This window comes from Pseudonocardia sediminis, from assembly GCF_004217185.1.
Classification (GTDB): domain Bacteria; phylum Actinomycetota; class Actinomycetes; order Mycobacteriales; family Pseudonocardiaceae; genus Pseudonocardia; species Pseudonocardia sediminis.
This window is the reverse complement of the sequence record NZ_SHKL01000001.1, coordinates 573583-587552: the sequence shown is the minus strand read 5'-3', so window position 1 is coordinate 587552 and position 13970 is coordinate 573583. Positions and strand designations below refer to the sequence as shown.

Sequence of the window (13970 nt, the reverse complement as noted above, 5' to 3'; positions counted from 1 at the left end):
GTATCGCTCGATCCAGCGATGTGACACGGTGTAGTGCCGCCTGCCGGAGCCGGTCCTGGCCGGGCGCTCCCCCCCTCTTGGAGGTCGGTTCTCGCATGGGTCAGGTCGTCGACCGGACAACGTTCACGCGTCGCGACCGACAGCGATACCGCATCAAGGTCCAGCGCTGCCTGGACACGCTCGAGGAGATGCTGCGGGAGTACCCCTTCGCCGACTCCGAGCCGATGACGGGCGTGGAGATCGAGTTCAACCTCGTCGACGGCGATCTCGCCCCGTCGCTGAACGGCCGCGACGTCCTGGAGACGATCAACGCCGAGGAGTTCCAGACCGAGCTCGGCCGCTGGAACCTGGAGCTGAACCTGCCGCCGCGGCCGCTGCCCGGCGACGAGTGGCGTCTCCTCGAGCACGAGCTCCTGGACCTGCTCGCCGGCGCCGGGGCGAAGGCCGGCGACCTGCGCACCCAGCTGGTCATGATCGGGATTCTGCCGACGCTGCGGACCGACCACATGGTCGCCGAGTCGATCACCCCGGACGACCGCTACCGGGCACTGAACGACCAGATGCTCAACGCCCGCGGCGAGCCGATCCGGATCGACATCACCGGCAACGGCGGCTCCGAACGCGTCGCCGAGGACTTCGAGACGATCATCCCGGAGGCCGCCTGCACGTCGCTGCAGCTGCACCTGCAGGTCGCCCCGGCCGACTTCGGCAAGTACTGGAACGCGGCGCAGTGCCTCGCCGGGGTGCAGCTCGGGCTGGGGGCGAACTCGCCGTTCCTGATGGGGTCGAACCTGTGGGCCGAGACCCGGATCCCGCTGTTCGAGCAGTCCTGCGACGTCCGCACACCGGAACTGCGCAACCAGGGCGTCCGACCGCGGGTGTGGTTCGGCGAGCGGTGGATCGACTCGGTGCTCGACCTGTTCGCCGAGAACGCCCGCTACTTCCCGGCGCTCATGCCGGTGACCAGCGAGATCGACCCGATGACGCAGCTGCGCGAGCACGGCGCCCCGGCGCTGCCCGAGCTGACGCTGCACAACGGCACGATCTGGCGCTGGAACCGGCCGATCTACGACGTCTCGGGCTCCGAGCCGCACGTCCGCCTGGAGAACCGGGTGCTCCCGGCCGGGCCGACGACCGTCGACATGGTCGCGAACGCCCTGTTCTTCTACGGTCTGCTGCGCACCCTGGTCGAGGCCGAACAGCCGCTGTGGAAGACGGTGTCGTTCGAGGCCGCCGCGGAGAACTTCACGACCGCCGCCAAGCACGGCATGAACGCGCCGCTGTACTGGCCGGGCACCGGGTGGATCCGTCCGGACGAGCTCGCGCTGCGCAAGCTGCTGCCGCTCGCGCACGAGGGCCTGGCTCGCTGGGGCGTGAGCGGTGCCGTCTGCGACCGCTATCTGACGGTGCTCGAGCGCCGCTGCGTCACGCGGCAGACGGGCTCGTCGTGGCAGGTCGACACGGTCGCCGCGCTCGAGGAGCGCGGCCTGGACCGGCCGAAGGCGCTCTACGGGATGGTCGAGCGCTACGTCGCCGCGTCCGCGGCCAACGTTCCGGTGCACACGTGGGAGATCCCGGACTGATCCCTGCGGGGTCCGTCCCCACCGCTGTGTTCGCCATCGCCGCGTTCGCCATCGCGAAGCCCTTGTCCGGAGCGCCCACCGGGGCGCGTCCGGCTCCTTAACGTCCTCCTCCGCGCCGCCCGTGACTCCCCCGGCGGCCCCGGACGGAGGATCATGGACCAGCACCCGGGCGCGACGCCGTCGACGGCCGTCGCGCCGTACCCGAGGGCCGCCACTGCACGCGGCCGGGCCCGGTGACCACGATGTCGCGCTTCCGCCGCTCGCGGACCACGCGTTCCGACGGCCCCGACCCCTGGCTCGACGACCCGCCCCCGGCTCCGGCGGCGCGGCCGGGTGCACCCGGGGACGCGTCGCGCCCGGCCCGTCCGTCCGCCGGGCCAGCGCCGGACGGCGGGTCCCCGTCCGGCGCATCCTCGATCACCCGGGTGGCGGGACCCCCGTCCGGCGGGTCCCGGACGGCACCGGCCGACCCGGTTCCCGATCCGGCCACCCGAGCCGCGCTCCCGGCCGTGTGGACGCCGCGCCGTCCCGACCCCGTCGCCGACGAGACGGCCGACGCCGACCCGGTGACGGACCCGTTCGGCTTCCCACCGGTGCCGCCGGTGGTGGGGCCGGTGAGCGAGCCCTCTCCGCCGTCGTCCTGGGCCGGGTGGGGCCCGCCGTCGAGCCCGGACACGTCGGCGGCACCGTCGCCCGACCTCCGGGGTGACGTCGCCGCGGGCTGGGGTGCGTCGATCCAGGCGACCGGGTGGGCCGCCTGGTCCGCCCCGGTCACCGAGGCTCCCGCGTCCCGCCCCGCCACGACGCCGGGGGCCGACGGGCACGGCCCCGCTGCCGCCGCTCCCCCGGTCCCGGTCACCACGAGCCCCTGCGCCGAGACCGCCACACCCACGTCCGACCCGGTTCCCGCAGCGGTGCCCACGACCGCCGCCGCGACTCCCGCACCCGACCCCGCCGAGGCCGCGGCACTGGCCGCCGCGTTCGCCGCCGACTACCTGTCCTGGGACGAGGACGACCCGGAGCGCCGCGGCCGGGCCCTGGCCACTCACCTCCCCGGCCCGCGGGCCGACCGGGCGCTGCTGGGCTGGTCCGGGCAGGGCCGCCAGCGCACGGAGATGGTGCTACCCGGCCGCGTCACCCCCGACGGCGACGGGCGCGTGGTCGTCGACGTCCGGGTGCGCGTCACGCCGTACCGGCGCGTCGACCAGCGCGGACCCGGCCGGCCGGAGACCGACCCCGACGAGCTCCTCGGCGAGCCCGCCGCGGCCCCACCGGCGACCGCGCGGGGCTGGCGTGGCCTGGCGTCGCGCTGGGTCCGTCTCGGCGTCGCGGTCGTCCTCGACGGTGACGAGCTCGTCGTCGACGCGGGTGAGGCGCACCCCGCGGACGCCGACCGGCAGCAGGACGACGGGGCACCGTCGCCACTGTCGATCGCCGCCCTGCGCGGAGGCGCGCGGTGAGCGCGCTGCGGGCCCCGACCGTCGGCGGTCTGGCGGGCGGCGTCGGCACCAGCACCGTCGCGCACGCCCTGCGCGGACGCGACCTCGGCCCGGTCGGCGGGGCGGCGCGGCTGCCGGACGTCGTCGTGTGCCGGGCGAGCGTGTCCGGGCTGGAGCGGGCGGCGCGGATCGCCCCCGCGACGCCGGGTGCCGGCCACCCCGTCCTCGCGGTCACCACGGACGGCGCGGACACATCCGAGGGCCCGCTGGCCGACCGGCTGCGCGACGGCGCCGCCGGGTGGGCCGCGCTCGTACTGCTCCCCCGCGTCCTGCATTGGCCGCTGGTCGGCGACCCGCTCGCCGAGGCGACGTCGCTGCTCACGCTCCCGGCCGACGACCTGCCCGAACCGGTGCGGGACTACGCGCGGGCGCTGACCCGGATCGTCGAGGCCCTGACCGCGGGCGGGCGCCTCGAACGCGCCGACGCCGGGACCGACGGGGTCACCGGTCCGTTGCGGCCGGTCCGTGGCGTCCGGATCGGGCCGCCCGAACCGGAGACCGGCGGGCGACGCCCGGGATGGTCCGTCCCGGTGGCGACCGGGCTCGCGTGGTGAACGATGTCGCCGACCTCGGGGCCGTCCACGACCCGGCCCACCGCCGTCGCGCTCGCGGGCGCGCTGCTGGCGATCCTGGCCGTCCTGCTGTTCGGCGCGGCGCCGGCCCAGGGCGACGAGCCGGAGAGCTCCACCTCCGGCGTCGACACCACGAAGGTCCCGGCGCAGGCGCGGGAGTCGCTGCCCGAGATCGAGGAGCTGACCGCGGGGTACTGCCCGGAGCTGCCGCCGGTGTGGGTCGTCGCGCAGGTGCAGGCGGAGTCGGGCTGGGACCCGGACCTGCGTACCGGCGACGCGCTCGGGCTGTTCCAGCTCGGGGAGCGGACGTGGACGGCCGCCGGAGGCAAGCCGTGGCCGGATCCGGACGTCACCGACCCGTCGGCGCACCTGCGGATCGCGGTGCCGTGGATGTGCTCGACGTTGCGGGCCGTCGCCGGGCACCTGGCCACGCACGCGAAACAGGTGTCGGTGCTCGACGCGATGCTGGTCTGCCACATCGCCGGGTGCCGTCGGGTGACCGGGAGCGACACGGGGGTGCCCGCGGCCGGCGAGGCCGGGTGCTCGCAGGCCTGCAGCACGGCGGTCCGGCGCTACCTGGACGCGGTGCACGCGAACCTGGCCGAGTACGCCACCGGCGGCGCACCGACCGGCGTCACCCCGGCCGACGACCGGGGGACCTCGGCCGACACGGCGCGGCGCGGCGCCCAGCGGCCCGAGTCCGCCCAGAAGCCCGAGTCGGCACAGAAGCCCAAGTCCGCGCAGAAACAGAGCGGCGCAGCGAAGGGGAGCACGGCGCAGAAGCCGTCGCTCTCCGCCCCGGCCGCGGCGTGGACCGGCGGGAAGACGGCCTGCGCACCACCCGACCCGACGCGCGGGGAGGGCTGCCTGACCGGCGCGACCCGGCACGGCCTGGAGGCGGCCGAGGCCGTGTTCGGCGGGCTGGACGGCGGGCCCGTGGTGAAGAAGGCGGGCTGCTGGGACGAGCACGCCTGGAACCCGACCAGCGACCATCCGAAGGGCCGCGCATGCGACCTGTTCCCGGGCACCGCGGGCACCTTCCCGAAGGGTGCCGATCTCGACCACGGCTGGCAGATCGCGCGCTGGTTCGAGGCCAACGCCGCGCCGTTGAAGGTCAAGTACCTGATCTGGCAGGGCCGCTACTGGGACCCCTCGGTGAAGGGCGACGGCAGCGGCTGGGGCCGTCGCTACACCGGGGGCGGGGTCTACGACACGAAGGACCCGACGGGCGGCCACTACGACCACGTGCACGTGAGCTTCGCGGAGTGAACGGATGACCCGCCCCGTGCACCGCCACCTCTCGGTCCTGGTCTCGCTCGTGCTGGTGCTCGCCGCCGTCGGCGGGACGATGTGGCTGCTCGGCGGGGCGGACCCGCCGGACACGGTGCTGAGCTCCGAGGACCGCGCCGCCCTCGGCGGCCCGGACGTCGACCGCGGCGACGAGCCCGCGGCCGTCGGGTACGCGGTGCCGTCCGAGCCGGACGCCGTCGCCCGCGCCTACCTCGTCGCCGCGTACGGGGCGGCGCCCGGCGACGCGGGCCGGACCCGGCGCGACGCCGTCCGCTACGCCGAGCCGGGCAGCCCGCCCGCCGTCGTGGGCGTGCCGGTGCTCGACGCGCCGGCTCCGGGAGCCCGCCGGGTCGCCGTCGTCGAGGGCCTGACGCCGTCGGCGGCCGCACCGGACGGGACCCGCAGGGCCTACCTGGCGAGCGTCGCGACGTCGACCGGCGCACCGGGCGAGTCCGTCCGCACCGCACGCCTGCGCACCCAGATCGTCGTCCACCGCCAGCCCGACGGCCGCTGGCTGGTCGTGGCGGAGACCCCCGACACCGCCGACACCCCCGCGCTCCCCGCGGGCGACGGCTGAGAACCAGGAGCGCGAGAGATGAACGCCGACGAACTCCAGGAACTGATCAAGAAGCTGCTGGCCAAGGGCGTCACCGTCCTGGTCCTGGTGGTCGGCCCGGCCGGGCAGCTGATGGGGGTGGAACCCGGCGACACCGCGACCCCGCCCGCCGTCGGCGGGCAGCCGTCGACCGGGCCGGGGACGACGCCGACCACCCCCGACACCGGGAAGAACCCCGCCCCCTCGACGGGTACCGGGACGACACCGTCCACCGGCACCACCCCGTCCACCGGGACCGGGCAGCAGAGTCCGTCCACCGGGACCGGCACCCCGGCCACGAACGGGACCGCGCCGGGTGCGGGCGGCGTCGCAACGGTTCCCCCGTCCGGCTCGTGGAGCGAGGCGAAGCAGGGCACGGCCCCCGGGACGGGACAGAACGGCGCCGGCAGCGGGACGGGCGGGACAGGGACGGGAGGGACCGGGACGGGGACCGCGCCCGGCGGGACGGGCTCCGGCGAGGGCGACGTCGGCGACACGCGTTCCGGGAGCGGGTCCGGCGGTGGTTCCGGGGGAACCGACGCCGGCGGCTCCACCGGCGACGGCGACGGCGAGGACGCGGGCCCGGCCGGAGACGACGCCGGGAAGAAGAGATCCGGCGACGCGCCCGGCGCCGGGGCCGCGCCGGATGCAGGATCGGGGGATGGCACCACGAACGGAACAGACTCCCCCGCGATTGGCACCGGCGGTGGTGCCGGCGTGAGCACCGGGCAGGGCACGACCGCGGCGGAGTCGCTGGGCTGGGGCAACCCCGTCCGCTCCGACGACTTCACCGGCGGGACCGAGGGCTGGAGCATCTACGACGGCCCCGGGCACGGCGGCAACGGCCGCCGGACCCCGGACGCCGTCAGCATCGCCGACGGGGTCCTGACGATCACCGGGGACTCGGAGGGCAACACCGCAGGCATGGCCTGGAACCCCGGCCAGAAGTACGGCCGCTGGGAGGGGCGGGTGAAGGCGCCGGCGTCGGACCCGTCGTACAACGCCCTGCTGTTGCTCTGGCCGGACGCGGAGAACTTCCCCGAGGGCGGTGAGGTCGACTTCATGGAGATGATGGACCCGACCCGTCAGAAGACGAACATCTTCCTGCACTACGGCGCGGACAACTCCCAGGTCGACGGTGACGTCGAGATCGACGGCACGCAGTGGCACAACTGGGCCGTCGAGTGGACCCCGGACCACATCGCCGCGTTCGTCGACGGCAAGGAGTGGTGGAAGACCACCGACACCTCGATCCTGCCGCCGGGCCCGATGCACCTGTGCATCCAGCTGGACTGGTTTCCCAAGGGGGACAGCGCGAAGGAGTCGACGATGCAGGTCGACTGGGTCAAGCAGTACGCCCTCGACGGCGCGTCCTCGGGCGGCGTCGGGGAACCGGCCGGGAGCGGGGAGCAGGCCGGCGGCTGATCCTCTCAGCGTGGACACAGGCGGATCTGTCTAGTTTGTGCCGGGTCCGCACGAAACGCACCCGAGGGGAGACCGCGTGTCCCAGGCGCCCGAGACGACACGTCCGTCCCCACCGGATCCCGACGAGGAACCGGGACGGCGTCGTCGTCCGCTGATGACCGCACTCACGCTGCTCGCGGTGCTGGCGCTCGGCGCCGTGCTGGGCATCGCGGTCACCCACGACCCGGCCGGCTCCTCGCAGGAGACGCCCGCGGCGGCACCGCCCGCGCCTCCCGCCCCCGGGGGCATGAACGACCAGCTGCGCCCGACCGCCAGCTCCCCGCTCGACCCGTCGAACCGGTCGGACGCCGAGGCGGCGGTCAAGAACAACTGGCCGTTGATCGCCAACGACGAGTTCGACGGCACCTCGCTGAACCGGAACCTGTGGAGCCCCTACACCGGGGAGACCACCGGTGGCGTCGGGCGGCACAAGGCGGAGAACATCTCCGTCGGCGACGGCAAGCTGACGCTGACCAGCCGCGGCAAGACCTCGGCGGGCATGGCCTGGCGCGAGGGCCAGCAGTACGGGCGCTGGGAGGTCCGCGCCAAGACGAACAAGGGCAGCGGCTACGGCGACGTCATCCTGCTCTGGCCGGACGCCGAGGACTGGCCCGAGGGCGGCGAGATCAACTTCATGGAGGTCCCGAAGGGGGACCGCACGGAGTCGCACGTGATCGTGCACTACGGCGAGGACAACAGCCAGGTCGGTAAGACGATCACCGGCGACTTCACGCAGTGGCACAACTACGCCGTCGAGTGGACCCCGGACCACATCGTGGGCTTCATCGACGGCAAGGAGGTCTTCCGGACCACCGACCGGAAGACGATCCCGCCGCGCCCGATGCACCTGGCCATGCAGCAGGACATCGGTCCCTACGGCGACGACTGGATCCCGGCGCTCGACGAGCGCTCCCCGGAGAAGCTGGACTTCCAGGTCGACTGGGTCCGGATCTACGGCCTGTAGGAGACGTACCCGCGCCCGTCTCGGCGGCCGGATGCGGGTCACAGGGAGAAGGCCCCGGCCCGGTGGGGCCGGGGCCTTCTCTGTCCCGAACTGACGCGCCGCTCCCACCACGAAGCGACTCGTTGAAGTTAGCCTAACCTACGCTGTCCGGTCAAGACCGTTCTCGCGACGACCCCGGTCACACGAACAGCGAGCGCAGCGGGCCCACCGCGAAGTAGCCGACGAACGCGACCGCCACGACCCACATCAGCGGGTGCACGGACCTCGCCCGCCCGGTCGCCGCGGCCAGCACGACGTAGCTGATGAACCCGGCTCCGATCCCGTTCGCGATCGAGTACGTGAACGGCATGACCACCACGGTCAGGAACGCCGGGATCGCGATCCGCAGATCGGACAGGTCGATCGCGGTGATCTGGCGGAACATCATCGCGCCGATCACGACCAACGCCGGCGCCGCGGCCTCGACCGGCACGATCGCGTAGAGCGGCGTGAAGAACATCGCGGCCAGGAATAGCACTCCGGTGAGCAGGTTCGCCAGACCCGTCCGGGCGCCCTCGGCGACGCCCGCGGCGGACTCCACGAACAGCGTGTTCGACGACGCCGACCCGACACCACCGGCCACCGCACCCGCACCCTCGACGACCAGCGCCTTCCCGACGTTCGGCAGCTTGCCGTCCTTGTCGGTCAGTCCGGCCTGCTGGCCGAGACCGGTCAGCGTGCCCATCGCGTCGAAGAAGTTCGCCAGCACCAGCGTGAAGATCAGCAGGACGACGGTGATCAGGTCGAGCCGGGAGAACGCCCCGAACGAGACGTTGCCGACCAGCGACAGGTCCGGGACGCCGACGACGGTGTCCGGGATCGCCGGGACCGAGAGCGACCAGCCCTTCGGGTTCGTCCCGGCCGAGGGACCGACCTGGAAGATCGCCTCGACCACGATCGCGATCACGGTGTTGATCACGACGCCGATCAGGATCGCCGCCCGCACGTTGCGCGCCACCAGCACGCCCATGATGAGCAGACCCAGCACGAACACGGCCGTCGGCCAGGACGCGATCGACCCGTCGATGCCCAGCGACACCGGCACCGTCGTGTTCGCCGCGTCCGGCAGCCGGCGCACGAACCCGGCGTCGACCAGCCCGATCATCGCGATGAACGCGCCGATGCCGACCGCGATCGCCGTCTTGAGCTCGGTCGGGACGGCGTTGAACACCGCCGTCCGGAAGCCGGTCACCGCCAGCAGCACGATGATCACGCCGTCGATGACGACCAGGCCCATCGCCTCGGGCCAGCTCATCAGCGGTGCGATGGTGACCGCGAGCAGCGTGTTGATGCCGAGTCCGGTGGCGATCGCGAACGGGTAGTTCGCGAACACGCCGAACAGGATCGTCATCACGCCGGCGACGAGCGCGGTGACGGCCGCGACCTGCGCGATCGGCAGGATCCCGCCGACGGCGTCGACCTTGGCCGAGGGGTCGGTGGGGCTGATCGATCCGAGGATCAGCGGGTTGAGGACGATGATGTAGGCCATCGCCATGAACGTGACCAGTCCCCCGCGCAGCTCTCGGGGAACGGTCGATCCGCGGGCGGTGACACCGAAGAGGCGCTCGATCACGCGCACACCCTAGACACCGATCACTGCCCTAGTCTGCGTTCGTGACCGATCCGCCGTCCCTGCCACCCCGATGGACCTCCTCGCCCCCGGTGATCGGCACGGGGACGGCCCTGTGGGCCCTGGGTGCCGTTGTCGCGCTGGTGGTCTCGCTGACCGCCGGCGCACCGCTGGGCGAGGTCTTCTGGACGTGTGTGGCCGGCGTCGGGGTCGGCCTGTTCGGCGTCTCGGTGTTCACCTGGCAGCGCGCCGCCGCCCGACGCGGCTCGCGCACCGCCCAGACCGGCGTCGAGGGCGGCCGGGCCGACTAGGTCACCCCGGGACGACGCCGGGGCGTCCGTCCTCGACCGCCCAGACCGCCCGGGTGGAGATCGTCCCGCCCGGCTTCTGGACCTGGTCCATCACGCGGAACGAGCTGCGCCACTCGGCCGGGGTGAGGTCGACGCGCACGTAGCCGCGCTGGTCGTTGACGAACTTCAGCGTCGGCGTCGCCTCCTTGTAGCCGCGGATCTGGTCGGTGAGGTCGGCGCCGTCGCCCTTGCTGGAGATCGACGTCCCGACGAACTCGGAGCCGACGACCGGCGAGCCCGGCTGCTCGAACGAGCGCAGCAGATCACCGGCGTAGTTCTGGTGCCGGTCCCCGGTGATCACGACGAGGTTCCGCACGTCGCGGTCGGCGGCCGCGCCGAGGACGCGGTTGCGGTCGGCGACGTAGCCGTCCCACGGGTCGGTGTTGACCTTCGTCGCCGGTCCGGGGTCGGAGTCGGTGAGCCCCATCGGGGCCTGGTTGCCCAGCACCTGCCAGCGGGCCGTCGAGCGGGAGAACCCGTCGAGCAGCCACTTCCGCTGCGGCGCACCGAGGATGGTGCGCTCGGAGTCGAACCGGTCGGTGCAGTCGGCGGTCTCGGTGTCCCCGCAGGCCTGGTCGTCGCGGTACTGGCGGGTGTCGAGCATGGTGAAGTCGGCCAGCGTGCCGTAGGACAGGCGCCGGTAGAGCCGCATGTCCGGGCCCTTCGGGGTCTGTGCGGCACGCAGCGGCAGGTGCTCGTAGTAGGCCTGGAACGCCGCGGCGCGCCGGGCCCGGAACACGGCGCGGTCCTGGTCGGGCTCGGTGTCGATCTGCGAGACGTCGGAGGCCCAGTTGTTCTCGACCTCGTGGTCGTCGAACACGGTGATCCAGGGGAAGCGGGCGTGCGCGGCCCGCAGCGGCGACTCGGACTTGTAGAGCCCGTAGCGGCACCGGTAGCCGGCGAGGTCCGTCGGCTCCTTCGCCGCGCTCGCCGGGGCGGCCTGGCCGCGCTTGGTGGTCTTGATGTCGCCCTCGTAGAGGTAGTCGCCGAGGAACACGACCAGGTCCAGGTCCTCACGCGCCATGTGGTCGTAGGCGGTGTAGTAGCCGTCGGCCCAGTTCTGGCACGACGCGAACGCGAAGGCCAGCGACGACGGCGTGTCCCCCGGCCGCGGGGTGGTGCGGGTCCGCCCGACCGGCGAGAGCGACCCGCCGGGTCCGAGCACCTTGAACCGGTAGAAGTACTCGCGGTCCGGCGCCAGGCCGTTCACCTCGGGGTGCACGGCGTGCCCGAGCGCGGGGGTGGCGAGCACCTGCCCGCGGCGCACGACCCGTCGCATCGACTCGTCGGCGGCGACCTCCCAGGCCACCGGCACCGGACGGTTCGGCATACCGCCCCGCCCGTCGGCGGCCAACGGGTCCGGCGCGAGCCGGGTCCAGAGGACCACCGAGTCCGCGGCCGGGTCGCCGGAGGCCACCCCGAGCGTGAACAAGTCCCCGGCGCGCACCGACCTCGGCGCGGCGCTCGCGGAGTCCGCGTTCCACGCTCCGGTGCCCAGCAGCACGGCCGCCGCGCCCGCACCCGTCCACCCCAGAAAGCCCCGTCGCCCGATCGTGTGCGCCATGGAGGTGACGCTCTGTCGCCGACATGTCCGATCGTCGACATCGCGATGTCCACCACCTGCCCGTGCGCGGAAATCGTCGCTCCGGCAGCGATGTCCGCGCACGAGCCGCGCACGCGCGGCGTCGGGACGGCGGCTCTCCTAGGGTGATCGCATGGCTTCTGCGAACGACCGTCCGACCGCCGTCGTCACCGGCGCGAGCTCCGGGATCGGCGCCTCGACCGCGCGCGCACTGGGCGCGGCCGGGTTCCACGTGGTGCTCGGCGCCCGCCGCGTCGAGAAGTGCGAGGAGATCGCGAAGGAGATCGACGGCACCGCGATCGCTCTCGACGTCACCGACGCCGACTCGGTCGCCGCGTTCACCGGCGCCGTACCCGAGGTCAAGCTCCTGGTCAACAACGCCGGCGGCGCGAAGGGCCTGGCCCCGGTCGCCGAGGCCGACGAGGACGACTGGCGCTGGATGTGGGAGACGAACGTGATGGGCACGCTGCGCCTGACCAAGGCGCTGCTGCCGAAGCTGGACGCGTCCGGCGACGGGCACATCATCACCGTCACCTCGATCGCCGCGCTCGAGCCCTACGACAACGGCGCCGGCTACACCGGGGCCAAGCACGCGCAGGCGATGCTGCACCGCACGCTGCGCGGGGAGCTGCTGGGCCGCCCGATCCGGGTCACCGAGATCCTGCCCGGGATGGTCGAGACCGACTTCTCACTGGTCCGGTTCAAGGGCGACGAGGAGCGCGCGGCGAAGGTCTATCAGGGCATCACCCCGCTGACCCCGGACGACGTCGCGGAGACGATCGCGTTCGCCGCGACCCGTCCCTCGCACGTCAACCTGGACCAGATCGTGCTCAAGCCGCGAGCCCAGGCCTCCGGGTCGCGAGCGCACCGGACGAACTAGAGCGTCTCCTCCGAGCGACGGTTCTGATCGGCGTCGTCACCGGGCTCGTCCCCGGAGACGGCGCCGGCCATCCGTTCCTCGGACTCGCGCAGGATCTCCGCGGCGCTGTCCCGCGGGTCACCGGTGGTCGGCGCGCCGGCGGCCTCCTCGGGCAGCGGCGTCGCGCGGCTGGCCGCGTGCTCGTCGGCGGACTGCCGGTCCTCGGGGCTGACGGTTCGATCGCTCATGCGGACGCGTACCCGTCACACCGACGGGCGAACCGCGGTCCCGGTCACGCCGGGACGAGCGGCTCGATCCCCGCGCCGAGCTTGCGGCTCCGGACTCCCCGCGCACGACTCACAGGTCTCGACTCACAGGGCCGAGAGCTGCTGCCACTTCTCCCAGCTCAGCGTCCAGTCCCAGACGTCGCCGTCCTTCGGCGAGAGCTGAACGGGCGTGCCGGTGACCTCGACCGGGTCGCCGTAGAGCGCGGTGTCGTAGTAGGCCTTCGCGTCGGCGAGGGAGAGGTTGACGCAGCCGTGCGTCACGTTCGACGAGCCCTGCGCTCCCGACGACGCCGGGTTGGCGTGGATGAACTCGCCGTTGTTGCTCATCCGCACGGCCCACTTCTCCATCACGTCGTAGCCGTACTGCGCGCTCACCATCCGCTTGTCGGTGAACTTCTCGGTGACGACGTGGATGCCGGAGCGGGTGTTGCGGTTCGGGTCCGAGCCCAGCCCGTAGCTCGCCGGGTAGCTCCCGACCTGCTTCCCGTCGCGCTCGACCACCATCCGGAACGACCCGGTGTCGGCCTTCACGACCTGCTTGCGCCCGATGGTGAACGCGCTGGTCAGGTCGGACTGACCGAACTTCCCGCCGCCGTAGTCGACGCCGTAGAGCGGTGCGTCGACGGTGACGTCGGTGTTCGCCGGCCAGTACTCCCGCGGCCGCCAGTGCACCCGCGAGCCCCCGTTCTCGTCCGGCAGCCAGCCCCATGCGCCCTCGACCTCGCGGGAGGTGGTGACCGTCAGGCGTCGCTCGACGGCGGCCCGGTCGTCGACGTGGGTGTCGAACTGGATCTCGATCGGTGCGGCGACGCCGACGGTGCGGTCGTCGCCGATGTTCAGCGTGCCGCGGACCTCCTCGGCCGGCGTCAGGGTCGCGACGGTGCCCTGCAGCGGGACCACCTCGCCGTCGCCGCCGGTCGCGCGGCCGGACCAGGTGTAGGTAGTGGCGTAGTCGAGCGGCTCGGACGCCGTCCACGCGGTGCGCTCGGCGTTCAGCCCGCCCTCGACGGGATCGCCGTCCGGATCGCTCAGGGCGACCCGGTCCAGGGTGCCCTCGGCGGCGCGGACCGCCACCGGCGCCGTCGGGTTCAGCCCGGTCGCGCCCGCGGCGGGTTCATAGCTCACCGCTGTGTCCGGGCCGGTCGGAGCGGTGCCGAGCCCGGGTCGTCCGCCCGCCGTCGCGACCGCCGTGACCACGCCCAGGACGCCGATGATCGCCACCGCCACGATCAGCAGCCGTCGCATGTGTCCCCCCGAGATCGTCGCTCCCCCCTGCTCTGACGGCCGGGGCCGACGCAGGTTGCCCACGCGGACGG

13 protein-coding genes are annotated in these 13970 nt (G+C 73.4%); 9 read left to right on the top strand and 4 right to left on the bottom strand.

Translation table 11 applies throughout. The features are described from left to right. Positions 1-95 precede the first annotated feature (95 nt). The 7 genes from EV383_RS02880 (at position 96) to EV383_RS02850 (ending at position 7967) form a co-directional block, all read left to right on the top strand. Entirely contained in the window at positions 96-1583 is a 1488-nt protein-coding gene (locus EV383_RS02880; RefSeq protein WP_130288473.1) for a glutamate-cysteine ligase family protein, read from the top strand. 425 nt (positions 1584-2008) lie between these two features. Then, positions 2009-3043: a hypothetical protein gene (locus EV383_RS02875; RefSeq protein ID WP_130288472.1), complete on the top strand. Its 1035-nt coding sequence runs from the start codon at positions 2009-2011 to the stop codon at positions 3041-3043. Continuing rightward, on the top strand, positions 3040-3636 hold the full coding sequence (locus EV383_RS02870) for a hypothetical protein (protein WP_130288471.1): 597 nt from the start codon (positions 3040-3042) through the stop codon (positions 3634-3636). The genes EV383_RS02875 and EV383_RS02870 overlap by 4 nt, the downstream gene beginning before the upstream one ends. Before the next feature lie 3 nt (positions 3637-3639). Further along, the gene (locus EV383_RS02865) at positions 3640-4923 is read left to right on the top strand and encodes a VldE C-terminal domain-containing protein (RefSeq protein WP_130288470.1); all 1284 of its coding nucleotides are present in this window, start codon (positions 3640-3642) and stop codon (positions 4921-4923) included. Positions 4924-4927: 4 nt separating this feature from the next. Beyond that, entirely contained in the window at positions 4928-5521 is a 594-nt protein-coding gene (locus EV383_RS02860) for a hypothetical protein (protein WP_130288469.1), read from the top strand. Between the two features lie 18 nt (positions 5522-5539). Beyond that, positions 5540-6964 (top strand): glycoside hydrolase family 16 protein, encoded by a 1425-nt coding sequence (locus EV383_RS32555; RefSeq protein ID WP_207223414.1) that lies wholly within the window; start codon positions 5540-5542, stop codon positions 6962-6964. A gap of 154 nt (positions 6965-7118) precedes the next feature. Beyond that, positions 7119-7967, top strand: a complete 849-nt coding sequence (locus EV383_RS02850) for a glycoside hydrolase family 16 protein (protein ID WP_130288468.1) — start codon at positions 7119-7121, stop codon at positions 7965-7967. A 178-nt stretch (positions 7968-8145) separates the two neighbouring features. Here the strand turns inward: EV383_RS02850 and EV383_RS02845 are convergent, their stop codons facing one another. Then, positions 8146-9579, bottom strand: a complete 1434-nt coding sequence (locus EV383_RS02845) for an NCS2 family permease (RefSeq protein ID WP_130288467.1) — start codon at positions 9577-9579, stop codon at positions 8146-8148. Between the two features lie 41 nt (positions 9580-9620). Here EV383_RS02845 and EV383_RS02840 point away from each other — a divergent pair, with 41 nt between their 5' ends. Further along, on the top strand, positions 9621-9887 hold the full coding sequence (locus EV383_RS02840; RefSeq protein WP_130288466.1) for a DUF2530 domain-containing protein: 267 nt from the start codon (positions 9621-9623) through the stop codon (positions 9885-9887). A gap of 1 nt (position 9888) precedes the next feature. On the opposite strand, the gene EV383_RS02835 is transcribed toward EV383_RS02840, so the two are convergent. Then, positions 9889-11490 carry an alkaline phosphatase D family protein gene (locus tag EV383_RS02835; protein WP_130288465.1) on the bottom strand — a complete coding sequence of 534 codons (1602 nt, stop codon included), beginning with the start codon at positions 11488-11490 and terminating at the stop codon, positions 9889-9891. Between the two features lie 151 nt (positions 11491-11641). Between EV383_RS02835 and EV383_RS02830 the strand changes: the two genes are divergently transcribed. Next, complete coding sequence (locus tag EV383_RS02830) at positions 11642-12388, top strand: SDR family NAD(P)-dependent oxidoreductase (RefSeq protein ID WP_130288464.1); 747 nt, start codon at positions 11642-11644, stop codon at positions 12386-12388. Here EV383_RS02830 and EV383_RS02825 read toward each other — a convergent pair. Next, entirely contained in the window at positions 12385-12615 is a 231-nt protein-coding gene (locus EV383_RS02825) for a hypothetical protein (protein ID WP_130288463.1), read from the bottom strand. The genes EV383_RS02830 and EV383_RS02825 overlap by 4 nt on opposite strands. 123 nt (positions 12616-12738) lie before the next feature. Continuing rightward, positions 12739-13899 (bottom strand): L,D-transpeptidase, encoded by a 1161-nt coding sequence (locus EV383_RS02820; protein WP_130288462.1) that lies wholly within the window; start codon positions 13897-13899, stop codon positions 12739-12741. Positions 13900-13970 lie beyond the last annotated feature (71 nt).

Bases quoted from the DNA above. Each gene is read 5' to 3' on its own strand.
- EV383_RS02880 (WP_130288473.1), top strand. From the start codon at position 96: ATGGGTCAGGTCGTCGACCGGACAACGTTCACGCGTCGCGACCGACAG.
- EV383_RS02865 (WP_130288470.1), top strand. From the start codon at position 3,640: ATGTCGCCGACCTCGGGGCCGTCCACGACCCGGCCCACCGCCGTCGCG.
- EV383_RS02860 (WP_130288469.1), top strand. From the start codon at position 4,928: ATGACCCGCCCCGTGCACCGCCACCTCTCGGTCCTGGTCTCGCTCGTG.
- EV383_RS32555 (WP_207223414.1), top strand. From the start codon at position 5,540: ATGAACGCCGACGAACTCCAGGAACTGATCAAGAAGCTGCTGGCCAAG.
- EV383_RS02850 (WP_130288468.1), top strand. From the start codon at position 7,119: ATGACCGCACTCACGCTGCTCGCGGTGCTGGCGCTCGGCGCCGTGCTG.
- EV383_RS02835 (WP_130288465.1), bottom strand. From the start codon at position 11,490: ATGGCGCACACGATCGGGCGACGGGGCTTTCTGGGGTGGACGGGTGCG.
- EV383_RS02830 (WP_130288464.1), top strand. From the start codon at position 11,642: ATGGCTTCTGCGAACGACCGTCCGACCGCCGTCGTCACCGGCGCGAGC.
- EV383_RS02825 (WP_130288463.1), bottom strand. From the start codon at position 12,615: ATGAGCGATCGAACCGTCAGCCCCGAGGACCGGCAGTCCGCCGACGAG.
- EV383_RS02820 (WP_130288462.1), bottom strand. From the start codon at position 13,899: ATGCGACGGCTGCTGATCGTGGCGGTGGCGATCATCGGCGTCCTGGGC.